This is a genomic window from Lactobacillus amylovorus DSM 20531 (assembly GCF_002706375.1).
In the GTDB taxonomy this organism is placed as follows: Bacteria; Bacillota; Bacilli; order Lactobacillales; family Lactobacillaceae; genus Lactobacillus; species Lactobacillus amylovorus.
This window is the reverse complement of sequence record NZ_CP017706.1, coordinates 1060807-1087570: the sequence shown is the minus strand read 5'-3', so window position 1 is coordinate 1087570 and position 26764 is coordinate 1060807. Positions and strand designations below refer to the sequence as shown.

The 26764-nt window shown below is 43.0% G+C and carries 11 protein-coding genes, 6 tRNA genes, 6 rRNA genes and 1 pseudogene; 16 read left to right on the top strand and 8 right to left on the bottom strand.

Annotated elements, in window-relative coordinates:
- Positions 1–23 precede the first annotated feature (23 nt).
- Positions 24–1056 (top strand): annotated as a pseudogene (locus LA20531_RS05660) (amino acid permease).
- Between the two features lie 66 nt (positions 1057–1122).
- A complete protein-coding gene (locus LA20531_RS05655; RefSeq protein ID WP_056940296.1) occupies positions 1123–3948 on the top strand; it encodes a DEAD/DEAH box helicase in 2826 nt (941 codons plus the stop codon).
- A gap of 37 nt (positions 3949–3985) precedes the next feature.
- Here LA20531_RS05655 and LA20531_RS05650 read toward each other — a convergent pair whose 3' ends face one another.
- Together LA20531_RS05650 and LA20531_RS05645 are read right to left on the bottom strand one after the other, a co-directional pair.
- Positions 3986–4999 carry a serine hydrolase domain-containing protein gene (locus tag LA20531_RS05650; RefSeq protein WP_201779577.1) on the bottom strand — a complete coding sequence of 338 codons (1014 nt, stop codon included), beginning with the start codon at positions 4997–4999 and terminating at the stop codon, positions 3986–3988.
- A 207-nt stretch (positions 5000–5206) separates the two neighbouring features.
- Positions 5207–6430 (bottom strand): DUF2075 domain-containing protein, encoded by a 1224-nt coding sequence (locus LA20531_RS05645; RefSeq protein ID WP_056940294.1) that lies wholly within the window; start codon positions 6428–6430, stop codon positions 5207–5209.
- A 64-nt stretch (positions 6431–6494) separates the two neighbouring features.
- On the opposite strand from LA20531_RS05645, the gene LA20531_RS05640 reads away from it, so the two are divergent.
- The 13 genes from LA20531_RS05640 (at position 6495) to LA20531_RS05580 (ending at position 19029) form a co-directional block, all read left to right on the top strand.
- Positions 6495–6908 (top strand): peptide deformylase, encoded by a 414-nt coding sequence (locus LA20531_RS05640; protein ID WP_056940293.1) that lies wholly within the window; start codon positions 6495–6497, stop codon positions 6906–6908.
- A 562-nt stretch (positions 6909–7470) separates the two neighbouring features.
- Positions 7471–9034: ribosomal RNA gene (locus LA20531_RS05635) — 16S ribosomal RNA — on the top strand.
- 131 nt (positions 9035–9165) lie between these two features.
- A tRNA-Ile gene (locus tag LA20531_RS05630) sits at positions 9166–9240 on the top strand.
- A 52-nt stretch (positions 9241–9292) separates the two neighbouring features.
- Positions 9293–9365 (top strand) — tRNA-Ala (locus LA20531_RS05625).
- Positions 9366–9483: 118 nt separating this feature from the next.
- A 23S ribosomal RNA gene (locus LA20531_RS05620) occupies positions 9484–12391 on the top strand.
- A gap of 69 nt (positions 12392–12460) precedes the next feature.
- A 5S ribosomal RNA gene (gene rrf, locus LA20531_RS05615) occupies positions 12461–12577 on the top strand.
- A gap of 13 nt (positions 12578–12590) precedes the next feature.
- A tRNA-Asn gene (locus tag LA20531_RS05610) sits at positions 12591–12663 on the top strand.
- Between the two features lie 1173 nt (positions 12664–13836).
- Positions 13837–15400: ribosomal RNA gene (locus LA20531_RS05605) — 16S ribosomal RNA — on the top strand.
- Positions 15401–15531: 131 nt separating this feature from the next.
- Positions 15532–15606, top strand: a tRNA-Ile gene (locus LA20531_RS05600).
- 52 nt (positions 15607–15658) lie between these two features.
- A tRNA-Ala gene (locus LA20531_RS05595) sits at positions 15659–15731 on the top strand.
- A gap of 118 nt (positions 15732–15849) precedes the next feature.
- A 23S ribosomal RNA gene (locus LA20531_RS05590) occupies positions 15850–18757 on the top strand.
- A 69-nt stretch (positions 18758–18826) separates the two neighbouring features.
- Positions 18827–18943: ribosomal RNA gene (gene rrf / locus LA20531_RS05585) — 5S ribosomal RNA — on the top strand.
- The 16S, 23S and 5S rRNA genes sit together here with 6 tRNA genes alongside, the layout of an rRNA operon.
- Positions 18944–18956: 13 nt before the next feature.
- A tRNA-Asn gene (locus LA20531_RS05580) sits at positions 18957–19029 on the top strand.
- An 86-nt stretch (positions 19030–19115) separates the two neighbouring features.
- Here the strand turns inward: LA20531_RS05580 and LA20531_RS05575 are convergent.
- On the bottom strand, positions 19116–20039 hold the full coding sequence (locus LA20531_RS05575) for a LysR family transcriptional regulator (protein WP_056940743.1): 924 nt from the start codon (positions 20037–20039) through the stop codon (positions 19116–19118).
- A 126-nt stretch (positions 20040–20165) separates the two neighbouring features.
- Here LA20531_RS05575 and LA20531_RS05570 point away from each other — a divergent pair, with 126 nt between their 5' ends.
- On the top strand, positions 20166–22019 hold the full coding sequence (locus LA20531_RS05570; protein ID WP_201779582.1) for a flavocytochrome c: 1854 nt from the start codon (positions 20166–20168) through the stop codon (positions 22017–22019).
- 79 nt (positions 22020–22098) lie between these two features.
- On the opposite strand, the gene LA20531_RS05565 is transcribed toward LA20531_RS05570, so the two are convergent.
- The 5 genes from LA20531_RS05565 to LA20531_RS05545 all read right to left on the bottom strand — a co-directional run bounded on the left by LA20531_RS05565 (position 22099) and on the right by LA20531_RS05545 (position 26761).
- Positions 22099–22305, bottom strand: coding sequence for a cytochrome b5-like heme/steroid binding domain-containing protein (locus LA20531_RS05565; protein ID WP_082589071.1), 207 nt, complete (start codon positions 22303–22305; stop codon positions 22099–22101).
- Between the two features lie 101 nt (positions 22306–22406).
- A complete protein-coding gene (locus tag LA20531_RS05560) occupies positions 22407–23561 on the bottom strand; it encodes an IS110 family transposase (RefSeq protein WP_236943792.1) in 1155 nt (384 codons plus the stop codon).
- Positions 23562–23977: 416 nt separating this feature from the next.
- Positions 23978–24847, bottom strand: coding sequence for a lysophospholipid acyltransferase family protein (locus LA20531_RS05555; protein ID WP_056940599.1), 870 nt, complete (start codon positions 24845–24847; stop codon positions 23978–23980).
- Positions 24844–25791: a glycosyltransferase family 8 protein gene (locus LA20531_RS05550; protein WP_056940600.1), complete on the bottom strand. Its 948-nt coding sequence runs from the start codon at positions 25789–25791 to the stop codon at positions 24844–24846. The genes LA20531_RS05555 and LA20531_RS05550 overlap by 4 nt, the downstream gene beginning before the upstream one ends.
- A gap of 13 nt (positions 25792–25804) precedes the next feature.
- Positions 25805–26761 carry a glycosyltransferase family 8 protein gene (locus LA20531_RS05545; RefSeq protein WP_056940601.1) on the bottom strand — a complete coding sequence of 319 codons (957 nt, stop codon included), beginning with the start codon at positions 26759–26761 and terminating at the stop codon, positions 25805–25807.
- Positions 26762–26764: the final 3 nt, after the last annotated feature.

The following is a 26764-nucleotide window of genomic DNA, read 5'->3' as shown; positions in this document are numbered from 1 at the left end:
TTCGAAAAGTAGAGGTTAATTTTTTGAATAACGAGAAAAAAGAAGATTGGGCCCTGGAGCAGGACTTGAAATACAATCGTCTGACTGCATTCAAGCTGTTTGCGATGACTAGCTCAATGGTTATTTCTGTTGATGAACTAGCTTCATTTGGTAAGACTGGTGCTACAGCGCTGTTTTATTTATTGATTACTGGTATTGCCTGGTTTATACCAAAGTTGAATGGTTCAACATTGTTGCCTTTGTTCCATTTATGTTGGCATTCTGCGGTGGGGAAGCTTCAGTTCCTCACGTTAAAAACCTGGACCATCCTCGTTCTTATTCAAAAGTTATGCTTGCTTTGGCCATTATAGCTATCTGCTTTCATTACAGCTATCTGCTTTGACCTGTTAGGTAGTATGCAATTGGAATGACTGTACCTAAGGATCCCAAAATAGTACTGGCTTTGTTTACACATATGGTAAATTGCTTACTTCAATTGGTCTTCCTGGTGATATATTGCAAAAGATTGTGGGAATCATGCTCGCCTGCGGAATCATCGGTGAACTTGGTAACTGGATCGCTGGTCCTAACCAAGGGATGTATGAAGCCGCAAGGGAAAGCTACATGCCTAAATTCTTTGCCAAGACCACTAAGCATGGTGTGCCAATTAGAATCATGATCTTGCAATCAAGCATTGTTACTATTTCTGCGCTTTTGATTACATTTACTAGTGGTGCCAATGTGGACTTTGCCTTTAATGTTTCTTTGGCCGCAACTACTGCTCAGTACTTGATAGTTTATATGATCATGTTGATCGCTTACATTATTTTAAAGATAAGACACGAAGACTATCACCGCATGTATTACATGTCGAAGAATCCTAACACCAGTATTGCGATTGCAATTTTGGCATTAATTATTACCGTAATTGCATTCTTCGTTACCTTCGTTCCAGCATAAGGAACTCCAAGTTACTTACATGGTGTTTATGTTTGGACTTTGATTGGCATGTGTGCGATCGTATCAGTTTTGCCACTGATTTTGTATCGCTGGCATGAAAAATGGCAAAATCAATAAACTTGAAGCATTCGTTTTTAAAAAGCGAGTGCTTTTTTAGTAGAATCAATTAACGAGGTGAAAAACATGACGGTGATGCGGGATGCAATTTTAAACGGTTTTGAGGATGAGCGATATCCTGGCAGTGAATTATTTGGACCGAGAGTTTTAGGTAATGATGCACAGGAAAAAATCTGGTTTACTTTACGCGAAGAATTATCTAGCTGCCGGAGTTTTACTTGGGCAGTAGCTTTTATCACACAGGATATGCTCGTACCACTTAAAGTGGTGCTAGCCGATTTAGCTGATAAGGGCGTTTCAGGCACGATTATTACAGGCGATTATCTTAACTTCAATAATCCCCGTGTTTTTGAAGAGCTGCAGAAGATACCGAATTTAAAAATTAAAATTGCGACAAAAGCAGGCTTTCATGCTAAGGGCTATTTATTTGAACATGAAAATTACCAAACTGTCGTTGTAGGCAGTGCCAACTTTACTCGGTCAGCTTTGCTTAATAATTATGAGTGGGCGCTAAAAGTTAGTTCGAATAAACAAGCGAATTTAACCAAGCAGTTTGCACAAAAGATTGCTTTGCTTGAGCAAAATAGTTTTGATATCACTAGCGAATGGCTGGAAGAATACAAAGCAAATTGGGTAAAGCCTAAAGCAAATGTTGTCCGTAAAAGCGTTGAAAAGATTACGCCGAATAAGATGCAGCAAGCAGCGTTAAAGAATTTGAATGTACTAGTTGCTAACGGCGAAAAGCGCGGGTTAGTAGTTTCCGCAACAGGAACGGGTAAAACTTATTTAGGTGCTTTTGCTGTAAAAGACTTTAAGCCGAAAAAGTTTTTGTATGTTGTCCACCGTCAACAGATTGCGAAGAAGTCGCTTGAAAGTTTTTACAAGGTAATTGGTGGTTCGAAAAAAGATTTTGGTTTGCTTAGCGGCAGTCATCATGAATTAAACAGAAAATATATTTTTGCGACAGTACAGACTTTAAGTCAGCCAGATGTGTTAGCTAGTTTAGCTGAAGATGAATTTGACTATATTTTGATTGATGAAGCGCACAGAGCAGCGGCGCCAAGCTATCAAAAGATATTGGCGCACTTTAAGCCACAATTTTTACTAGGGATGACGGCCACTCCTGAGCGAATGGATGAACAAAATGTGTACCAAATTTTTGATTATAATTTGGCCTATGAGATTCGTTTGCGGGATGCACTAGAGGAAAAGATGCTAGCGCCGTTTCATTATGTTGGCGTGCAGGATTATGAAGCAGATGGCGAGACGATTGATGAAACGACGGGCTTACGCTACTTAGTTTCTGAACAGCGTGTGGATTATGTCTTAAGAGAGATTGATTATTATGGCTATTGCGGCAAGCAAGCCAAAGGATTGGTATTTTGCAGCAGACAGGATGAGGCCAAAGAATTAGCTGACTTGTTTTCTAAAAAAGGTCATCCAGCAATTGCTTTGACTAATGAAGATAGTGAAAAACGCCGGAGCGAAGTTATTGCCAAACTGGTTAACGGAAAAATCGAATATATTATTGCCGTTGATTTGTTCAATGAAGGGATTGATATTCCGTCTTTGAATCAGATTATTATGTTGCGCAACACGCAGTCGAGTATTGTTTTTACGCAGCAATTAGGGAGAGGGCTTAGGAAATATCCTGGTAAAAACTTCGTGACGGCGCTTGATTTTATCGGTAACTATAAAAATAATTATTTGATCCCGATCGCCTTAAATCAGGATACTTCGCGTGACAAAGACCGAGCTAAAAGAGAGACTCGCTTGCCAAATCTGATCGATGTTTCAACGATTAACTTCAGTAAAGTGGCCTCTGAAAAGATTTTGGCATCGCTAGATCAGGTAAAACTCGATGGCCTGCGTGAATTGCGGCAGAGCTATCAAGAATTGAAAAATAAAATTGGTCGTATTCCGCTTTTGTATGACTTTTACCAATATGGTTCAGTATCACCACTTGTTTTTGCGAATAATCATGGCTTGGACGACTATGCGACCTTTTTACAAAAAATGGGTGAATCTGTTGAGCTAAGCAAATATGAAAATCAGGTATTAACTTTTCTGACCAAGGAATTATTAAATGGTAAAAGAATACATGAATTGCTTTTGCTAGATTTGCTTTTCAAAAACGGCAAAGTAAAGCAAGAAGACTACGTCAGTCTTTTGCAAAAATGTGGTTATGTGAATGAAGCAGTGTTGCAGTCAGTTGAAGACATTTTATCTTTGTCATTTTTCGACGTTAAGCAGGGCAAGACAACGAAAAAAGCTCAATATGGCGATCTGCCGCTAATTGAGCATAGCAATCTGCTTGATTATGAACTGAATGAAAAATTAGCCGCCGTACTTAAACAAAATAACTGGTTTAAACGATTGGCAGAAGACGTAATTAAAACGGGGCTGGAATTAAATGAGTCGTATGACAATCTGCATCAATTTACTCTGTATCAACAATATGATCGTAAAGATGCTTGCCGTTTATTAAACTGGCCCAAAGATGTTTCTGCTCCAATGTATGGCTATCGCGTTGGTGAACACGATACGCCAATGTTTATCACTTATGAGAAGAATGATGATCAAAAGCGCAACGCAATCTACAATAATACGTTAGAAAATGGTCGAAGTTTGCGTTGGTATACAAGAGTGCCACGTCATTTAAATTCGGAAGAAGTGCAGCGCTTGCTACATACTGAAGGGATGCACATTCACTTGTTTGTTAAAAGAAGTGATGCGGAAGGCAAGCAGTTCTTCTATTTAGGTGAGGCAAAAATTGATCCTAAGTCGGTTAAGGAAGAATTGATTGGTGCTAAGAAAAAGCCAGCCGTAGGGATGAATTTATTATTCGAAACGCCGCTCACTAGTGAGATGTACACATATTTATTTGCATAAGAAAAACAGCTTTCTGTTGTAGAAAGCTGTTTTTGTTTTAATCATCTGTAAAAGTGTTAGCCCTAATATGATTCAAAATTTGCAAGCCCATTGCTTTTTGCGCATCTTCATCGCCTGAAGTTTGATTTAAGAACATAATCAAACCGTTGCGATTATCAGTTGTCATTTCGAACCACATACCGAAGTGAGTACCAGTTAAATTGCCGTAAGCAGATTTAATAGTATCGTTGTTTTCAATATGTACACCGCCAGAATAATCATTAACCTTACTGTCTAAGTGAGTAAGGTAATGGAAATCTGACTTACTTAAAATGGTTCCATTGGTTAAACCAACTTGAATCTCGTAATAATCCATTGGAGTGGTAAACATGTTACCTGCACCTGGAAGTTGAGATGCTAAAGATCTTTTTATATATTGTGGATCTTGATAGTTGTTGCCGTTGTCCCAAGTGTAAGAAATTGGATCTGTTTTTCCGCTAGGGATGTTTTGGTAAAGATAAGTATTGGTTAAACCTAATTTATTAATGATGCGTCTGTTGAAGTTTTCTTCATAAGATTGGCCGCTGACTTTTCTGATAATGCCGGCAAGCAAAATATAGTTTGTATTATTGTAAGAATAAGTTCCGGGAGTGCCGGGATCAGTGGAATTTGCATTATTGATAGCCCAATTAATGGCTTCTTCTTCGGAACTATCGCTGCCGCGGTCAGTTTCGGTACCTGTTGCAGTAATGCCGGAAGTATGGGTCATTAATTCACCGACTGTAATGTTGTCGGCGTTTTTAAGGTTAGGGAACCAACGTGATATTTTGGTGTTTTGAGTAAAACGCTCGCTGGTGTGCCATTTTTCATTCATTAATTGAATAACCATGGCTGCAGTAATTATCTTTTGCAGAGAACCAGTTGGATAAACTACTTGTTCGTTTCCGTTACCGATCTTTTTGCCGTACCAAGCCCAGCCGTAGCTAATTTGCTGCGGACGACCATTTTTGATAATTACAGCACTGCCGCGACTATTGTTTTGAGCAAAAACATTGCGTACAAAACTGCGCATTTCTGTTTTGGGATATGTGCTCGCTTGAACAGGAGTTGCTGTTTTAACTGTAGGTGCTGTAACGCCTAGCAAAGTGACAGCAGCCATCCCGATAATTGTTTTCTTAAAAATTTTGAGGGCCTCCCTTAAACATGCCTAATCTCCATTTTAGCGCGATACTTGGTCCATACAAGTTCAAAATTATTAAGAAAATGTAAACAAAAAGGCTTACATACAATTTGCTTGAATGAACAAGCTATTTAAAGTTTGTCGCAGATATGGATCATGGGCATAGAGGTAAGTGCCTTTGATACCACGTTTGAAAAGAACATTTAGCGAATTTAGTACCATTTTTTCTTCATATTTAAGCTTAGCTCGAGAATCGGTCAGATCGTTACGCTTTTTAAACATCTCTGTATCGGTGATTTTGTCTAAATTAACCTGCAGCTTGTTAGTATGAGGAACCTGGCTAATTGGCGGTCCAATAATGATGCCGGCATAATTTAAATCAAAACCCTGACAAGTATAAATAGAACCAACCTCATTGATGGTTTCAGGAATCTCGGCCCATGGCGTTGACGTGTAATTGTACTGATCCCACGGCATTTTGAAGTTACCTTCTTTAATGTAATGTTTGCCGCCGTCTAAGGTGGAAGGATAGCCGGATGTAGAAAGAACCCTCGCTAGACCTTCTTCATTATTTCGTTTAATGATTTCCTGGCGCATTTTTTCGGCATCGGTAAAAATACGGAAATCATAATTTTGCCACATGGTTTTATCTAGTGGCCGCAAAGTTCCTTGAGTAAAAGCATCAAACCAGTTGATCAGATTATCCGGAGCCGTCATCCTAAATTGATGATGTAAAACATATTCTTCGTGGGCGTAGCGATGCGTAATTTGTTTCAAACGCTCTTTAGTCCAAAAACTCTTCATGCGCAGCACCTGATATTCATCAAAAACAAGAACGACAACTTTGGCTAGTTTAATAATCTCTTCAAGCTGATTATTATGATAGAAGTTATTGTAATGATCTGGCTGCGATAAAAGCAGATGCGCTTCATCAATTACTACGATGTCCGCTGTCTTTTGCTTTTTATCTAATTGGTTAATAAATGAAGTAGGCCGCATGTAGTCTTTTTTATAAAGTTCTTGTAGTGGCCCCGCGATTTGTTTATAGACTTTAAGCAGTTCAGGGTGATTTACTAAAAAATAATTTTGCGTACCCGAAAATGGTGCAGTATTGTTGCGGCTTAGTTTTTGAATCCGATCAAATAGCGATGAGAGAATCACACTTTTGCCAGTACCAGCATCACCATAGATAGTAAAAACAGCCGGGATGTTTTTGTTTTGTAAATGCGCAGCCGCAAACTTGATAATTCGGTTAATCAAACTATTTTGTTCATTAGTTAATGGATGATTAGGCGATAATTTTTGAAATGCTTGGTTGTTCACTGTTTATTCACTTCCAAAATATCTATTATAATTAGTAAAAATATTAACGACACAAGGTGATTTTATGACAGCGCAAAATATTATTCATGACCAACTCTTTTTGAGTCAAAAGTCGACGAGTGCAAATCGTGCAGATTTGAAAGTTGCGGAAGATTTGCGAGATACTCTTTTGGCGAATAGAGATAAGGCCGTCGGACTAGCAGCCAATATGATTGGTAAAAATAAAAGAATCATTGCTTTTTATGTAGGACCTCTTCCATTAGTTATGCTTAATCCGCAAATTACAAAAAAGAGTGGTGAGTATTTGACTGAAGAGGGATGCCTTTCATTGAGTGGCGAACGAAAGACTAAACGCTATAGAACGATTACCGTAACGTATCAAGACATGAATCTTAGTACAAAGACGCAAGAGTTTACGGATTTTATTGCGGAGGTAATTCAGCATGAAGTAGATCATTGCGAAGGAATTTTGATTTAAAATAAAGTTTTTGAAAAAATATTTTGAATAGATGGTTCGGATTATAGCTAATAAAAATACTATCATTAATTTTAATGGTAGCATTTTTGCTATGCTGAAGAGGATGAAACGATAAAAAGTTATCTGAACTAATGACAACGCGAACGAAGGGGCAAACTTGCAAAAAGAGCAGAAATAGGGTAACTTAATAAAGTCGTTTCGAGAGAAGCGGCACAGCTTGAATAAGAAGCCTGAGCAAAGGAAAAATCGATAAAATGAAAAAAGTACTTGCAAAGGGGAGAAGAAGCTGGTAATATATTTAAATGTCGTCAGGCAAGAGATGAATAACTCGAGCGGATGACGAAAAACAAATTCAAAAAAGTTCTTGACAAGGGCTTGAGGGTTTGATAAAATATAAAAGCCGTCTGGTTGAACCGGACGGAGGTAGTACTTTGAAAACTGAACAAAGTTTCGCTAAAAGTGTGCGGGTGTAAAAACCCAAACAAAAAGCGAAGTCAATTCGCAAGCAATAAATTTGAGACAAAGATCTTAAATAATCGAAATGAAGTCATTTCAAACTTTTTAAAATGAGAGTTTGATCCTGGCTCAGGACGAACGCTGGCGGCGTGCCTAATACATGCAAGTCGAGCGAGCGGAACCAACAGATTTACTTCGGTAATGACGTTGGGAAAGCGAGCGGCGGATGGGTGAGTAACACGTGGGGAACCTGCCCCTAAGTCTGGGATACCATTTGGAAACAGGTGCTAATACCGGATAATAAAGCAGATCGCATGATCAGCTTTTGAAAGGCGGCGTAAGCTGTCGCTAAGGGATGGCCCCGCGGTGCATTAGCTAGTTGGTAAGGTAACGGCTTACCAAGGCGACGATGCATAGCCGAGTTGAGAGACTGATCGGCCACATTGGGACTGAGACACGGCCCAAACTCCTACGGGAGGCAGCAGTAGGGAATCTTCCACAATGGACGCAAGTCTGATGGAGCAACGCCGCGTGAGTGAAGAAGGTTTTCGGATCGTAAAGCTCTGTTGTTGGTGAAGAAGGATAGAGGTAGTAACTGGCCTTTATTTGACGGTAATCAACCAGAAAGTCACGGCTAACTACGTGCCAGCAGCCGCGGTAATACGTAGGTGGCAAGCGTTGTCCGGATTTATTGGGCGTAAAGCGAGCGCAGGCGGAAAAATAAGTCTAATGTGAAAGCCCTCGGCTTAACCGAGGAACTGCATCGGAAACTGTTTTTCTTGAGTGCAGAAGAGGAGAGTGGAACTCCATGTGTAGCGGTGGAATGCGTAGATATATGGAAGAACACCAGTGGCGAAGGCGGCTCTCTGGTCTGCAACTGACGCTGAGGCTCGAAAGCATGGGTAGCGAACAGGATTAGATACCCTGGTAGTCCATGCCGTAAACGATGAGTGCTAAGTGTTGGGAGGTTTCCGCCTCTCAGTGCTGCAGCTAACGCATTAAGCACTCCGCCTGGGGAGTACGACCGCAAGGTTGAAACTCAAAGGAATTGACGGGGGCCCGCACAAGCGGTGGAGCATGTGGTTTAATTCGAAGCAACGCGAAGAACCTTACCAGGTCTTGACATCTAGTGCAATCTGTAGAGATATGGAGTTCCCTTCGGGGACGCTAAGACAGGTGGTGCATGGCTGTCGTCAGCTCGTGTCGTGAGATGTTGGGTTAAGTCCCGCAACGAGCGCAACCCTTGTTATTAGTTGCCAGCATTAAGTTGGGCACTCTAATGAGACTGCCGGTGACAAACCGGAGGAAGGTGGGGATGACGTCAAGTCATCATGCCCCTTATGACCTGGGCTACACACGTGCTACAATGGGCAGTACAACGAGAAGCAAGCCTGCGAAGGCAAGCGAATCTCTGAAAGCTGTTCTCAGTTCGGACTGCAGTCTGCAACTCGACTGCACGAAGCTGGAATCGCTAGTAATCGCGGATCAGCACGCCGCGGTGAATACGTTCCCGGGCCTTGTACACACCGCCCGTCACACCATGGGAGTCTGCAATGCCCAAAGCCGGTGGCCTAACCTTCGGGAAGGAGCCGTCTAAGGCAGGGCAGATGACTGGGGTGAAGTCGTAACAAGGTAGCCGTAGGAGAACCTGCGGCTGGATCACCTCCTTTCTAAGGAAGCGAAGGATATGGAGAGTAGAAATACTAAGAGAAGTATCCAGAGCAAGCGGAAGCACACTGAGAAACTTTGTTTAGTTTTGAGGGTAGTACCTCAGAAAAAGAATAAACGCCAAGCGTTAGTCGGGCCTATAGCTCAGCTGGTTTAGAGCGCACGCCTGATAAGCGTGAGGTCGATGGTTCAAGTCCATTTAGGCCCATTGACATAACGAGCAAAAAGAGTTACAGTTATGTCTGGCTTAAAAAATGCTTGGGGGCTTAGCTCAGTTGGGAGAGCACCTGCTTTGCACGCAGGAGGTCATCGGTTCGAACCCGTTAGCCTCCATTGGCTTCGAAAGAAGTCAGGAGTTAGTACATTGAAAACTGAATATAATCCAAGCAAAAAACCGAGACAATCAAAGAGAACAGATTGTAGAGCGACCGAGAAGAGAATTCTTGAGTAAGGTCAAGTAGAAAAGGGCGCACGGTGAATGCCTAGGCACTAAAAGCCGATGAAGGACGTGACGAACTACGAAAAGCTTCGGGGAGCGGTAAGTACGCTAAGATCCGGAGATGTCCGAATGGGGGAACCCAATGCAGCGATGCATTATTGAATGATGAATAGATAGTCATTCAAAGGAATACGCAGTGAACTGAAACATCTAAGTAGCTGCAGGAAGAGAAAGAAAAATCGATTTCCTTAGTAGCGGCGAGCGAAGAGGAAAGAGCCCAAACCAAGTGATTTATCATTTGGGGTTGTAGGACTGCGACGTGGCAGCGTAAGTGATAGCAGAATTATCTGGGAAGGTAAGCCAGAGAGGGTGAGAGCCCCGTAAGCGAAATTGCAAGCGCGCCTAGCAGAATCCTGAGTAGGCCGGGACACGAGGAATCCCGGTTGAAACCGCGAGGACCATCTCGCAAGGCTAAATACTAATTAGTGACCGATAGTGAACCAGTACCGTGAGGGAAAGGTGAAAAGAACCCCGGAAGGGGAGTGAAAGAGAACCTGAAACCGTGTGTCTACAAGTAGTCAAAGCACATTAAAGTGCAATGGCGTGCCTTTTGTAGAATGAACCGGCGAGTTACGTTAACTAGCGAGGTTAAGTCAGAAAAGACGGAGCCGGAGCGAAAGCGAGTCTGAATAGGGCGAGAAGTTAGTTGACGTAGACCCGAAACCAAGTGACCTACCCATGACCAGGCTGAAGGTGTGGTAAAACGCACTGGAGGGCCGAACCCACGTAAGTTAAAAATTGCGGGGATGAGTTGTGGGTAGCGGTGAAATTCCAAACGAACTTGGAGATAGCTGGTTCTCTCCGAAATAGCTTTAGGGCTAGCCTCGTGGAGAGGATAATGGAGGTAGAGCTCTGTTTGGACTAGGGGCCCGTCAGGGGTTACTGAATCCAGATAAACTGCGAATTCCATATATCCATACACGGGAGTCAGACTGCGAGTGATAAGATCCGTAGTCGAAAGGGAAACAGCCCAGATCACCAGTTAAGGTCCCCAAATCTATGCTAAGTGGAAAAGGATGTGGAGTTGCGTAGACAACTAGGACGTTGGCTCAGAAGCAGCCATCATTCAAAGAGTGCGTAATAGCTCACTAGTCGAGTGGCGCTGCGCCGAAAATTTACCGGGGCTAAGCATAGTACCGAAACTGTGGATGTGTTTTAAAGAGCACGTGGTAGGAGAGCGTTCTAAGTGCGGCGAAGGCTAATCGAGAGGATAGTTGGAGCGCTTAGAAGTGAGAATGCCGGTATGAGTAGCGAAAGATAGGTGAGAATCCTATCCGCCGAAAGACTAAGGTTTCCTGGGGCAGGCTCGTCCGCCCAGGGTAAGTCGGGACCTAAGGCAAGGCCGAGAGGCGTAGTCGATGGATAACAGGTAGAGATTCCTGTACTGTGTTCAATCGTTATGAGCAATGGAGGGACGCAGGAGGCGAAACACGCATCGAGCTGGATCGATGTTCAAGCAGCGAGTGCGGTTAAGAGTCAAATGCTTCTAACCAGCAACATGAGCTGTGATGAGTAGCGAAGTAAAAGTAGCGAAGGTGATGTAGTCACACTGCCAAGAAAAGCTTCTAGCCAGAGAGAACATACCCGTACCGCAAACCGACACAGGTAGTCGAGTGGAGAACACTAAGGTGAGCGAGAGAACTCTCGTTAAGGAACTCGGCAAAATGACCCCGTAACTTCGGAAGAAGGGGTGCTGGCCATGAGAGTGGTTAGCCGCAGTGAATAGGCCCAAACAACTGTTTATCAAAAACACAGGTCTCTGCAAAATCGTAAGATGACGTATAGAGGCTGACACCTGCCCGGTGCTGGAAGGTTAAGAGGAGAGCTTAGCGCAAGCGAAGGTTTGAATTGAAGCCCCAGTAAACGGCGGCCGTAACTATAACGGTCCTAAGGTAGCGAAATTCCTTGTCGGGTAAGTTCCGACCTGCACGAAAGGTGTAATGATTTGGGCACTGTCTCAACGAGATACTCGGTGAAATTATAATACCCGTGAAGATGCGGGTTACCCGCGACAGGACGGAAAGACCCCATGGAGCTTCACTGTAGCTTGATATTGAGTATCTTTTAAACATGTACAGGATAGGTAGGAGCCAAGGAATGCAGGACGCTAGTCTTGCAGGAGGCAATGTTGGGATACTACCCTTGTTTGAAGGATGCTCTAACCTCGACCTGTAAGCCAGGCCAGGGACAGTGTCAGGTGGGCAGTTTGACTGGGGCGGTCGCCTCCTAAAGTGTAACGGAGGCGCCCAAAGGTTCCCTCAGAATGGTTGGAAATCATTCGCAGAGTGTAAAGGTATAAGGGAGCTTGACTGTGAGAGAGACAACTCGAGCAGGGACGAAAGTCGGGCTTAGTGATCTGGTGGTACCGTATGGAAGGGCCATCACTCAACGGATAAAAGCTACCCTGGGGATAACAGGCTTATCTCCCCCAAGAGTTCACATCGACGGGGAGGTTTGGCACCTCGATGTCGGCTCGTCGCATCCTGGGGCTGAAGTCGGTCCCAAGGGTTGGGCTGTTCGCCCATTAAAGCGGCACGCGAGCTGGGTTCAGAACGTCGTGAGACAGTTCGGTCCCTATCCGTCGTGGGCGTAGGAAATTTGAGAGGAGCTGTCCTTAGTACGAGAGGACCGGGATGGACGCACCGCTGGTGTACCAGTTGTTCCGCCAGGAGCATCGCTGGGTAGCTATGTGCGGAAGGGATAAGCGCTGAAAGCATCTAAGTGCGAAGCCCCCCTCAAGATGAGATTTCCTTTGCGTAAGCAGTAAGACACCTCAGAGACGATGAGGTAGATAGGCTGGGAGTGGAAGTTCTGTGAAGAATGGAGCGGACCAGTACTAATCAGTCGAGGACTTGACCAAAGCGAAGCGATCTGAAAAGTTTTTTTGCGAAAGATTATGTTTAGTTTTGAGCGTAGTAGCTCAAAAGAGTACGGTGGCGAAAGCAAGAAGGATACACCTGTTCCCATGCCGAACACAGAAGTTAAGCTTCTTAACGCCGAAAGTAGTTGGTGGGCAACTGCCTGCGAGGAAAGGAAGCTGCCGTGCTCTTTTTTAATATTCCGGCTTAGCTCAGTTGGTAGAGCGCTTGACTGTTAATCAAGATGTCGTCAGTTCGAGTCTGACAGCCGGAGCACGGAAGAAGGAGGCCGCCGGGCCTCTTTTTTTGTTTTCAAATAAAGTTAATCTGTGGCGAGGCTCGCATCTAAGTATTAATACTTATATAGATTTTTGCAGACCAATAATTAACAAGACACGGTTACTATAAACCAGGCAAGTTTAATTAATAATGAGGATATGATTGGTCGATCAATTTTATGAATTAATGGATTGATCGAAATTGACTATGTATTCCAATCACTTTGATCCCAGAGGCATAAAAACAGTGGGGGTAAAGTAAAATACTTGAAGGCCAATTTGAAAAGAAGAATTTTAAACATGCATGAAGTTGTTTAAGTAAAATGATTTAGGCTAAAAAGGTATTAGGAATTTTAAATTAGATTATATTGAATGGTCTCAGTAGAAAAATGCTGAGACGAGTATTCGTCGTTATCTACTCTTGATTGCCCTCTTTTAGAAATAATAAATATAAAGTATAAATAATTATATTGTGTTGATAGATTTGAATGATAAAACAAATTAAAAAGGAAAATAGATAAAAAGCAATAAAAAAGTACACTGTTTTCACAGATAAAAGTGAAAATTAGGTGTTTTTTGTATTTTTTTGAAAAAATTTGAGAAAATTTTAGTGTTATTTTGATCAAAAAATGAGCAAAATCCGAACAGTATATTTTAAAAATTCTGAATAAGGGAATTAAATTAGTAAAATCCGAAAGAAGAAGAATAAGAATAGTTACAACACATCCTAGTGTATCCAGATTAACGCGAACGAAGGGGCAAACTTGCAAAAAGAGCAGAAATAGGGTAACTTAATAAAGTCGTTTCGAGAGAAGCGGCACAGCTTGAATAAGAAGCCTGAGCAAAGGAAAAATCGATAAAATGAAAAAAGTACTTGCAAAGGGGAGAAGAAGCTGGTAATATATTTAAATGTCGTCAGGCAAGAGATGAATAACTCGAGCGGATGACGAAAAACAAATTCAAAAAAGTTCTTGACAAGGGCTTGAGGGTTTGATAAAATATAAAAGCCGTCTGGTTGAACCGGACGGAGGTAGTACTTTGAAAACTGAACAAAGTTTCGCTAAAAGTGTGCGGGTGTAAAAACCCAAACAAAAAGCGAAGTCAATTCGCAAGCAATAAATTTGAGACAAAGATCTTAAATAATCGAAATGAAGTCATTTCAAACTTTTTAAAATGAGAGTTTGATCCTGGCTCAGGACGAACGCTGGCGGCGTGCCTAATACATGCAAGTCGAGCGAGCGGAACCAACAGATTTACTTCGGTAATGACGTTGGGAAAGCGAGCGGCGGATGGGTGAGTAACACGTGGGGAACCTGCCCCTAAGTCTGGGATACCATTTGGAAACAGGTGCTAATACCGGATAATAAAGCAGATCGCATGATCAGCTTTTGAAAGGCGGCGTAAGCTGTCGCTAAGGGATGGCCCCGCGGTGCATTAGCTAGTTGGTAAGGTAACGGCTTACCAAGGCGACGATGCATAGCCGAGTTGAGAGACTGATCGGCCACATTGGGACTGAGACACGGCCCAAACTCCTACGGGAGGCAGCAGTAGGGAATCTTCCACAATGGACGCAAGTCTGATGGAGCAACGCCGCGTGAGTGAAGAAGGTTTTCGGATCGTAAAGCTCTGTTGTTGGTGAAGAAGGATAGAGGTAGTAACTGGCCTTTATTTGACGGTAATCAACCAGAAAGTCACGGCTAACTACGTGCCAGCAGCCGCGGTAATACGTAGGTGGCAAGCGTTGTCCGGATTTATTGGGCGTAAAGCGAGCGCAGGCGGAAAAATAAGTCTAATGTGAAAGCCCTCGGCTTAACCGAGGAACTGCATCGGAAACTGTTTTTCTTGAGTGCAGAAGAGGAGAGTGGAACTCCATGTGTAGCGGTGGAATGCGTAGATATATGGAAGAACACCAGTGGCGAAGGCGGCTCTCTGGTCTGCAACTGACGCTGAGGCTCGAAAGCATGGGTAGCGAACAGGATTAGATACCCTGGTAGTCCATGCCGTAAACGATGAGTGCTAAGTGTTGGGAGGTTTCCGCCTCTCAGTGCTGCAGCTAACGCATTAAGCACTCCGCCTGGGGAGTACGACCGCAAGGTTGAAACTCAAAGGAATTGACGGGGGCCCGCACAAGCGGTGGAGCATGTGGTTTAATTCGAAGCAACGCGAAGAACCTTACCAGGTCTTGACATCTAGTGCAATCTGTAGAGATATGGAGTTCCCTTCGGGGACGCTAAGACAGGTGGTGCATGGCTGTCGTCAGCTCGTGTCGTGAGATGTTGGGTTAAGTCCCGCAACGAGCGCAACCCTTGTTATTAGTTGCCAGCATTAAGTTGGGCACTCTAATGAGACTGCCGGTGACAAACCGGAGGAAGGTGGGGATGACGTCAAGTCATCATGCCCCTTATGACCTGGGCTACACACGTGCTACAATGGGCAGTACAACGAGAAGCAAGCCTGCGAAGGCAAGCGAATCTCTGAAAGCTGTTCTCAGTTCGGACTGCAGTCTGCAACTCGACTGCACGAAGCTGGAATCGCTAGTAATCGCGGATCAGCACGCCGCGGTGAATACGTTCCCGGGCCTTGTACACACCGCCCGTCACACCATGGGAGTCTGCAATGCCCAAAGCCGGTGGCCTAACCTTCGGGAAGGAGCCGTCTAAGGCAGGGCAGATGACTGGGGTGAAGTCGTAACAAGGTAGCCGTAGGAGAACCTGCGGCTGGATCACCTCCTTTCTAAGGAAGCGAAGGATATGGAGAGTAGAAATACTAAGAGAAGTATCCAGAGCAAGCGGAAGCACACTGAGAAACTTTGTTTAGTTTTGAGGGTAGTACCTCAGAAAAAGAATAAACGCCAAGCGTTAGTCGGGCCTATAGCTCAGCTGGTTTAGAGCGCACGCCTGATAAGCGTGAGGTCGATGGTTCAAGTCCATTTAGGCCCATTGACATAACGAGCAAAAAGAGTTACAGTTATGTCTGGCTTAAAAAATGCTTGGGGGCTTAGCTCAGTTGGGAGAGCACCTGCTTTGCACGCAGGAGGTCATCGGTTCGAACCCGTTAGCCTCCATTGGCTTCGAAAGAAGTCAGGAGTTAGTACATTGAAAACTGAATATAATCCAAGCAAAAAACCGAGACAATCAAAGAGAACAGATTGTAGAGCGACCGAGAAGAGAATTCTTGAGTAAGGTCAAGTAGAAAAGGGCGCACGGTGAATGCCTAGGCACTAAAAGCCGATGAAGGACGTGACGAACTACGAAAAGCTTCGGGGAGCGGTAAGTACGCTAAGATCCGGAGATGTCCGAATGGGGGAACCCAATGCAGCGATGCATTATTGAATGATGAATAGATAGTCATTCAAAGGAATACGCAGTGAACTGAAACATCTAAGTAGCTGCAGGAAGAGAAAGAAAAATCGATTTCCTTAGTAGCGGCGAGCGAAGAGGAAAGAGCCCAAACCAAGTGATTTATCATTTGGGGTTGTAGGACTGCGACGTGGCAGCGTAAGTGATAGCAGAATTATCTGGGAAGGTAAGCCAGAGAGGGTGAGAGCCCCGTAAGCGAAATTGCAAGCGCGCCTAGCAGAATCCTGAGTAGGCCGGGACACGAGGAATCCCGGTTGAAACCGCGAGGACCATCTCGCAAGGCTAAATACTAATTAGTGACCGATAGTGAACCAGTACCGTGAGGGAAAGGTGAAAAGAACCCCGGAAGGGGAGTGAAAGAGAACCTGAAACCGTGTGTCTACAAGTAGTCAAAGCACATTAAAGTGCAATGGCGTGCCTTTTGTAGAATGAACCGGCGAGTTACGTTAACTAGCGAGGTTAAGTCAGAAAAGACGGAGCCGGAGCGAAAGCGAGTCTGAATAGGGCGAGAAGTTAGTTGACGTAGACCCGAAACCAAGTGACCTACCCATGACCAGGCTGAAGGTGTGGTAAAACGCACTGGAGGGCCGAACCCACGTAAGTTAAAAATTGCGGGGATGAGTTGTGGGTAGCGGTGAAATTCCAAACGAACTTGGAGATAGCTGGTTCTCTCCGAAATAGCTTTAGGGCTAGCCTCGTGGAGAGGATAATGGAGGTAGAGCTCTGTTTGGACTAGGGGCCCGTCAGGGGTTACTGAATCCAGATAAACTGCGAATTCCATATATCCATACACGGGAGTCAGACTGCGAGTGATAAGATCCGTAGTCGAAAGGGAAACAGCCCAGATCACCAGTTAAGGTCCCCAAATCTATGCTAAGTGGAAAAGGATGTGGAGTTGCGTAGACAACTAGGACGTTGGCTCAGAAGCAGCCATCATTCAAAGAGTGCGTAATAGCTCACTAGTCGAGTGGCGCTGCGCCGAAAATTTACCGGGGCTAAGCATAGTACCGAAACTGTGGATGTGTTTTAAAGAGCACGTGGTAGGAGAGCGTTCTAAGTGCGGCGAAGGCTAATCGAGAGGATAGTTGGAGCGCTTAGAAGTGAGAATGCCGGTATGAGTAGCGAAAGATAGGTGAGAATCCTATCCGCCGAAAGACTAAGGTTTCCTGGGGCAGGCTCGTCCGCCCAGGGTAAGTCGGGACCTAAGGCAAGGCCGAGAGGCGTAGTCGATGGATAACAGGTAGAGATTCCTGTACTGTGTTCAATCGTTATGAGCAATGGAGGGACGCAGGAGGCGAAACACGCATCGAGCTGGATCGATGTTCAAGCAGCGAGTGCGGTTAAGAGTCAAATGCTTCTAACCAGCAACATGAGCTGTGATGAGTAGCGAAGTAAAAGTAGCGAAGGTGATGTAGTCACACTGCCAAGAAAAGCTTCTAGCCAGAGAGAACATACCCGTACCGCAAACCGACACAGGTAGTCGAGTGGAGAACACTAAGGTGAGCGAGAGAACTCTCGTTAAGGAACTCGGCAAAATGACCCCGTAACTTCGGAAGAAGGGGTGCTGGCCATGAGAGTGGTTAGCCGCAGTGAATAGGCCCAAACAACTGTTTATCAAAAACACAGGTCTCTGCAAAATCGTAAGATGACGTATAGAGGCTGACACCTGCCCGGTGCTGGAAGGTTAAGAGGAGAGCTTAGCGCAAGCGAAGGTTTGAATTGAAGCCCCAGTAAACGGCGGCCGTAACTATAACGGTCCTAAGGTAGCGAAATTCCTTGTCGGGTAAGTTCCGACCTGCACGAAAGGTGTAATGATTTGGGCACTGTCTCAACGAGAGACTCGGTGAAATTATAATACCCGTGAAGATGCGGGTTACCCGCGACAGGACGGAAAGACCCCATGGAGCTTCACTGTAGCTTGATATTGAGTATCTTTTAAACATGTACAGGATAGGTAGGAGCCAAGGAATGCAGGACGCTAGTCTTGCAGGAGGCAATGTTGGGATACTACCCTTGTTTGAAGGATGCTCTAACCTCGACCTGTAAGCCAGGCCAGGGACAGTGTCAGGTGGGCAGTTTGACTGGGGCGGTCGCCTCCTAAAGTGTAACGGAGGCGCCCAAAGGTTCCCTCAGAATGGTTGGAAATCATTCGCAGAGTGTAAAGGTATAAGGGAGCTTGACTGTGAGAGAGACAACTCGAGCAGGGACGAAAGTCGGGCTTAGTGATCTGGTGGTACCGTATGGAAGGGCCATCACTCAACGGATAAAAGCTACCCTGGGGATAACAGGCTTATCTCCCCCAAGAGTTCACATCGACGGGGAGGTTTGGCACCTCGATGTCGGCTCGTCGCATCCTGGGGCTGAAGTCGGTCCCAAGGGTTGGGCTGTTCGCCCATTAAAGCGGCACGCGAGCTGGGTTCAGAACGTCGTGAGACAGTTCGGTCCCTATCCGTCGTGGGCGTAGGAAATTTGAGAGGAGCTGTCCTTAGTACGAGAGGACCGGGATGGACGCACCGCTGGTGTACCAGTTGTTCCGCCAGGAGCATCGCTGGGTAGCTATGTGCGGAAGGGATAAGCGCTGAAAGCATCTAAGTGCGAAGCCCCCCTCAAGATGAGATTTCCTTTGCGTAAGCAGTAAGACACCTCAGAGACGATGAGGTAGATAGGCTGGGAGTGGAAGTTCTGTGAAGAATGGAGCGGACCAGTACTAATCAGTCGAGGACTTGACCAAAGCGAAGCGATCTGAAAAGTTTTTTTGCGAAAGATTATGTTTAGTTTTGAGCGTAGTAGCTCAAAAGAGTACGGTGGCGAAAGCAAGAAGGATACACCTGTTCCCATGCCGAACACAGAAGTTAAGCTTCTTAACGCCGAAAGTAGTTGGTGGGCAACTGCCTGCGAGGAAAGGAAGCTGCCGTGCTCTTTTTTAATATTCCGGCTTAGCTCAGTTGGTAGAGCGCTTGACTGTTAATCAAGATGTCGTCAGTTCGAGTCTGACAGCCGGAGCACGGAAGAAGGAGGCCGCCGGGCCTCTTTTTGGGTATCTAAATAAGTAGTAAGTAAAAGGCCAAGGAATTATCCTCGGTCTTTTTTTAGATGCTTGATTTAAGATTAAGTTTTTTAAAGCAAGTGATTAATCTTTGTAGTGCAGGAGACAAATCTTTATTTGTTTGAGTGGCAATGAAGAATTGAATGTAGATCAGATTTTCATCAATAGGTAGTAAGTTGATCGGTGTTTGCCGCATTTTGGTTAAAATGCTAGCTGAAGAGATAGTTAAGCCTACACCACGCAATGCTAATTCGGTAGTTGTGATGATACTTTTACTTTCTAATACAATATTAGGCTTAATATGGAACTTTTGAAAAAGCCCGTTAACTTGATGGCGAATGGCCGACTCAGAGGAGCTTAAGACCATAGGATCCTGTAAAACTTCTTTCAGGTCCAGACTACTTGGTTCCAAAATAAACTTGCCAGATTGGAAAAATGACGAGCTCTGAGGAATGACTACATAGTACTGTTCACCATCTTTAACAGAATAAGTTAAATCACGAGAAATGGTTTTAGGTGTTTGACCGATGTAACAATCAATTTCACCATTAAGCAATTTAGTTTCATTTGTACGAGGTGAATTTTCAAATAATTGAATTTCAACTGTAGGATTTTCTTTTAAGAAATTTGGAAGAAGTCGAGGTAATAAAAAAGTACCTAAGCTCTCTAAAATGCCCACCTTAATAATCTCTTTATTAGGTTGGGTAAAGGGTGCAAGTTCACGCTCGAGCTGCTGATCGTTGTAGGAAATGTTTTCTAAATATTTGTAGTAAATCATTCCAGCTTCAGTCAGCGAAAAAGGCACGTGATCGCGGTTGATAATTTGCGTACCAAGGCGCTTTTCAATTCTTTTAATGAGTTGAGTTAAATAAGGCTGGGAAATATATAACTCGCGAGCGGCTTTGGTAAAATTGTTTTCTTTTAGTAATACGTCGAGATAATGCAATAATGCTTCGGGATCGTTCATAAAATATACCTCCAATAATAAAATTATTATAACTCATTAGCTAGAAAACTATTTCCCCTAAGCCAGATTCCCCATTAAAATAAAAAGAAAGCCTTTACATACAAAAAGAGGGAGATTTTTATGGCTATGAAACCAGGTACATACGATGTAAAAGCAAAAGGGCATGGCTCAAGCTACATGCCAATGCAAGTTAAATTATCTGAAGACAAAATTGAAAATATTAATGTCGATGCAAGCGGTGAAACTAGGGGCGTTGCTGATGAGGTGTTCAACCGTTTGCCAAAATTAATTGTCGACAATCAAACTTTAAACGTTGATGCAGTCAGTGGTGCCACTATCTCTAGCCACGGTGTAATCGATGGGGTTGCGGAAGCAATCACTGAAGCCGGCGGAGACGCCGAAGAATGGAAAAAGCGTGCTAAGCCTAGCAAGGCACATGCGACAAAGGATGAAGAATATACTACTGATGTAGTAGTTATCGGTGCCGGTGGTGCTGGGCTGGCTGCAGCTGCGCGCAGTATCCAACATGGTAGAAAAGTTGTCGTACTTGAAAAATTCCCACAAATTGGCGGCAATACGACTCGTGCTGGTGGTCCAATGAATGCGGCCGAGCCTGAATGGCAAAAGAAGTTTAAGGCTTTAGCTGGTGAAAAAGAGGACTTGGAAAAATTAGCCGCTACACCAATTGAAAAGATTGATCCAGAATATCGTTCCGACTTTGAGGCATTGCAAAAACAAATTAAGGAATACGTTGATTCAGGCGCAAATTATTTATTTGATTCAAAATTACTGCATGAAATTCAAACCTATGTTGGTGGTAAGCGAACCGATTTGAATGGACACGAGATTCACGGCACTTACGCTTTAGTTAAGGAATTAGTTGATAATGCACTCGATTCAGTTAACTGGCTTAAAGAACTTGGCGTGAAATTTTACGATAGCCAAGTAACAATGCCAGTTGGTGCTCTTTGGCGTAGAGGTCACAAGCCAGTTGAACCAATGGGTTATGCTTATATTCATGTTTTGGGCGACTGGGTTAAGGACCATGGCGCAACTGTTTTGACTGAAACTCGCGCTAAGCACTTGCTTGTGAATGGCGATAAAGTAGTTGGCGTTGTTGCTGAAAAGAGCGACGGCTCCAAGGTTACCGTTCACGCTAAATCAGTTATCTTAACTTCAGGTGGTTTTGGCGCCAACATGAAGATGGTCCAAAAGTACAACACTTATTGGAAACACATCGATAGCGACATGCCAACGACTAACTCTCCAGCGATAACTGGTGATGGGATCGGTTTAGGAAAAGAAGTTGGTGCAGACTTGGTCGGCATGGGCTTTATTCAATTGATGCCTGTGTCTGATCCAAAGACTGGTGAATTATTCACTGGTTTGCAGACGCCACCTGAGAACTACATTATGGTAAATAAAGAAGGTAAACGTTTCGTAAATGAATTTGCGGAACGTGATACGCTGGCCAAAGCTGCAATTGCCAACGGAGGACTCTTCTATTTGATCGCTGACGATAAAATTAAGGCCACTGCCTATAACACTACCCAAGAGTCAATCGACGCTCAGGTGAAGGCAGGAACGCTTTTCAGGGCAAATAATTTAGCCGACCTTGCCAAGCAAATTGGTATGAAGCCAGAGGTGCTTGAAGATACAATTAAGAAATATAATTCTTACGTTGATGCCGGTGAAGATCCAGAATTTGGCAAGAGTGCCTTCAACTTGAAGTGTGAAGTTGCCCCATTCTATGCTACCCCTCGTAAACCAGCTATTCACCACACAATGGGTGGTCTTAGGATCGATACCAAGGCCAGCGTGATCAATAAAGACGGTGCTGTAATTAAGGGACTTTACGCTGCAGGTGAAGTTGCAGGTGGTATTCATGCCGGCAACCGTCTTGGCGGTAATTCCCTTGCTGATATCTTTACTTTTGGTAGAATCGCAGCTAACACTGCTTTTGCGGAAAAAAATAATTAACTACTAAAAACAAAAAGTGTCTAGGAACAATTCCTAGACACTTTTTTGGTGGATTCATTTTTCGGATCAAAGTTTTTATTTAGTTAAAAGTACCAACTTTGTTGGCGTGAACTAAAACTTTTGCCCCATGTGGGGATGTATTGGTTAAATCAAAACTTACGTCTCGTCCTGCACGCATGCCATGATGTTCACCGTTAACCCAGTGAGAGTTATTGGTTACGTCATAGACTACGCCGTTTACGGCAATATAAGCTGGACGACCGTTTTTGCCATCATAATTTCTTATAGAATGTCAATCATTATTATAGAGAAAAAAGAGTATACTAAACATAACCCCAAAAGACTAGTCTTTTGGCAGTTTTTCACTTATTGCGTGCTAAGCATTTATTAATGAATTGCCTTAGAATAATTATAAAGTTGATGTGTGTGGACCAAATTTATAATAGTGCGATTCAAATGATTGGCACACGCTATTAAAGCTACCTTGTCATGCTTATTGAAAGGTGGCTTTTTTAATTTGTAATAGTAGTCAACTAAATGATTTTGAATTTTACCCTGATTTCTTAACATGCTTCGAATCATATCTGTTTCAACAGCTCTGCCCTGACTACTGCCTCTGCGGTTAATAGTATCACCCTTACCGTATTTACCAGACTGATATCTGTTTAGATCTAGTCCTAGGAAAGCATTGAGTTGTTTATAATTATCAAAGCGAGCAATATCACCAGTAAAGCCCAGTAATAAAGCGCTATTTAATTGACCTGCTCCAGGAATACTGGAAATAACTTTGAAATCATCTAATCCAACAGCTGTCTTAATTAATTTGCTCTGAATATAGGCTATTTCTTTATTGTAACTTTCTATTTCGTCGCAGTATTCTGAAATAATTTCAATTTCTAAAGAATCTGCTGGGACAGCAGGATAAGAGTCTTTAGCTGCTAACCAAACTTGAGCACAATAACTTTGAATTACATCTTTATGTATTCGCCTGCTAACAGATTGGTAAACTCTAGTGGTCATTTCTTTAAGAGTTAATCCTACCAAAAAGTCAGGATGACAATACATTCTAAATACTTGAAGAGCTAAAACTGCATAAGCCTTTTTAAAGATCTGATTTAGTTCTGGGAAAGTAAGCTCTAAGCTAGAACGAAGGAAATTAAGTATTCTGGTTCTACATTTAATTAACTGCTTATATCTCAAAGATAAAATCCGTAAAGATTCATACAACGAATTAGATTGTTTATTACAGTGATTCTTTATTTCCGCTAATTGAGTTTTACCCAATAAAGCTAATTTAAATGAATCATTCTTGTCAGTTTTATTTCTTCTCAAAGAAGCCATTCTTAATTTTGCTTCTAGGGGATTTAGCTCATAAAATTTGACCTTTTTATTTTTTAAATAAGTAGTAAGCTGAGCCGAATAAACACCTGTAGTTTCAAATATTATTATTGTACCGGGTTTAATATAAGAATTTAATATTTGGAAACCGCTCTTATTATGCTTAAATTTAAAAGCTATTTCTTCCGCTTCTTTTGTTATCAAAGTGGCATGACTTTCACCTTAACTAACATCAATACCAATAATATTCACCTAATCACCCCGTTTTAAATCAATTGAGGCAAATATTTATTTTCAGCTCCATTTCTTGATTATACGATCTCTGAGATCCACACCCTTAATCTAGTTTGATTGAAAATAAACATTTATGGGCCCGTTTGACAGTCGAATTTAATATTCCATTCTGTTGTCGACCTCAACCTCAATCTAAGTATAAGAAAAAAGGTAGATAAAAACATCGTCATGTTTCTATCTACCTTTATACTTTAGGGTGTTTGACAGAGTTTCTTTAGTGAATTCTTTCATATCGAGAAGCTCCTTTCTAAAATAAAACTACTATAGGTTAATAGTAACATAGTGTCACTTTTAATAGAAGCGGTCTATCTTTTCTTATATCTTTTTTATGAAAGGTGGCCACGCCAGCCGGCAATATCCCAATCTAAGAAATCGTAGTTTAATTTCTTACCGTAGATCTTTTCGTAAGCAGCTACTTTTTGCTTGTAATCTTGTTCCATCATATGGTGGGCGTTTTCATTAGCACTTAGGGAAACATCGGGATAAATGGGGTCTAAAACGTGCACAATGTACTTAGTTTCGTAGAAGTTGGCGTCCTTTTTTTCGACCTTAGGCAAATCCTTGATTTCAACAAAAGTGGAAATAACTGGCACGTTTTGCTTAGCGGCAAAATAGTAGGCACCGCGTTGCAACTTACGAGGTTTGCGGTAGTTCCACCACATTTCTTGTTCAGGATAAATCAAAACCCAGTTGTTTTGATCCAATGCTTGGCTCAAATGCTTTGGAAATTCGTTGGCAATGTAACTAGGGCTTTGAACCAAAGGAATGGTGCCGACATAGTTCATCAAGTAGCGGAAAAAGCCGGGCAACATCAGGTTGGTATCTTCAATAACAATTGAAAGTTGACAGTGCATTTTGTCAGCGAGGAGCTTAATTGGAAGCGAATCGACTTGATTGTAGTGGTTGGAAGTAACAATCGCGCCACCAATAGGTAAATTGTTTAATTTTTCTAGGCCTTCGAATTCGGTTGAGCCAGCGATTGTCTTAGCCAAAGTATTAAAAATCACATGACCGATGCGGTTGTTGATCTTGCTGGAAAAAGTTTTACGGTTTTCCCAGTAGTCATTAACTAGCTTCAATCTTTCATCAAGCGACATTTGTGGGTCACCGATTTCAACCTTAGCCGTAAAATCACGGTCGTTGGCAGCTTTTTTGATATTTTTAATTACTGCTTCTCGATTATCACCAAAAATCATAATTTAACTGCCTCACGTTCCTTAACTTTGGCCCAATTGTTAGGGTCTTTTTCTGTTTTGTCTTCCTTTAAAAGCATGTGGTTCAGCTTTTGACGATCGGCCGCACGTTGTTCATCGGTGTAGTTATCGAGTTCAGCCTTTAGTTCGTCGTAAAACTTGGTTTCCTTAGCGCTTTGCCAGAAATAATCTTCATATTGCACGCCTTTGAAATGCCATGGTTTGAAGAAAAGATTGTAGTGGATCAAACCAGGATTTTTGATCGGTTCGGTATTTTCATTAGGCATAGCATCCCAGCGTGGATCAAGGTGAAGAATGTTGCCTTCGCCCATTTCGTTTAAGTAATCTTGATCGGGTGCAATACAGTCGAAGTGGTAAGTTTCAAGCAGTTCCATGAAGTGATCGATAAAAAGATTGTCACGGAATTGCTTAGCGTTCATGACCAACATTCCTGAATTGATGTACTTCTTAGGATCGAGTGCTAAAACATCCTTGATGTATTTCACCATCTTAGGCACAAATTGAATTGAAGAGTCGGTGCAGGCACCAAATAAGTTGTCGCCAAGCTCTACATTGTAAAGCTTAGCAATATCGTCGTTAACAACGGTGTCGCTGTCGATGTAGATTGCCTTGTCGTATTGCGTGAACAATTCAGGAATAAACAAGCGGTAGAAAATTGACATGGTGAAGAAGTCGGCCCGCAAGAAGTTTTCCTTTCGGTTTTGAATCGGCTTCACCAACTTGTCGTCAATATGGAAAAACTTTACGTGTACATTTTCATTGCCGAGATCGCTTAAATCTTTTTTATGCTCATCAGACAAATCTTGGCTTAAGAAATACACGGTGTAGTCTGTATCAGGGCTGGCATGTTTAACCAAAGAATTGAGTGATACTGCCGCATATTTAGTGAAGTCATCACTAATGCTGTAAAAAACTGGTACTGTCATAAATTTTCCTTTCTTAGTCAATCTTAACGGATTCGTGCTTTTTGACCTTAGCCCAGGTGTTAGGTTCGTCAACGATCATGTCAACTTTCTTGGCCATCCATTCAAGATCGGCACGGGCCTTTTTACGATCTTCGTCAGTAAAGTCAGCAAGTTGCTGCTTTAATTCGTCATAGTAAGGCGTGGTCTTGGCAACGTCCCAGAAGTAGTGAGCGTATTGCACGTCTTCGAAGTGCCATGGCTTGAAGAACAGGTTGTAGTGCACGATCTTAGGATTTTCGATTTCGGGGATGCTTTCGTTAGGCATAGCGTCCCATTCCTTAGGCAAGTGGTAGATCTTGTCTTCACAGATTTCGTTCATGTAGGCTTGGTCTGGGTCGACGTTGTCGAAATGGTACTTGCCCATCAAGTAGTAGAACTTGTCGACGAAGTGCTTATCGCGGAAGGCCTTCATGTTGAACAAAATGACGCCGTTGTTAATGTACTTTTCGGCAGGTAAGATGCCTTGGCATTCCTTGATGTATTTTTGTAAAAGTGGCATGTAGCGGATAGACAAGTCAGGACAGCTGGCAAACATGTTATCGCCGATTTCGGTGTCGTATAAATCTGCAATATCCGTACAAATGATGGTATCAGCATCTAGGTAAACTGCCTTGTCATATTGTGGGAATAATTCAGGGATGAACAGGCGGTAGAAGATGGACATGGTAAAGAATTGGGCACGCAGGTAGTTTTCCTTGCCCTTGTGAATTGGCTTAACCATGTCATCATCAATATGGAAGACGTGAACATGAATGTTGTCAGTAGACATGCCTTCTAGGCTTTTTTTATGTTCATCAGAAATTTCTTGAACCAAAAGAGTGATGGTGTAGTCCTTCTTAGGATCGGCATGATCAATTAATGATTGAATTGAAACAAATGCATATGGTGTGTAGTTATCACTGATAGTGTAAAAAACAGGGATGGTTTTCAAAAT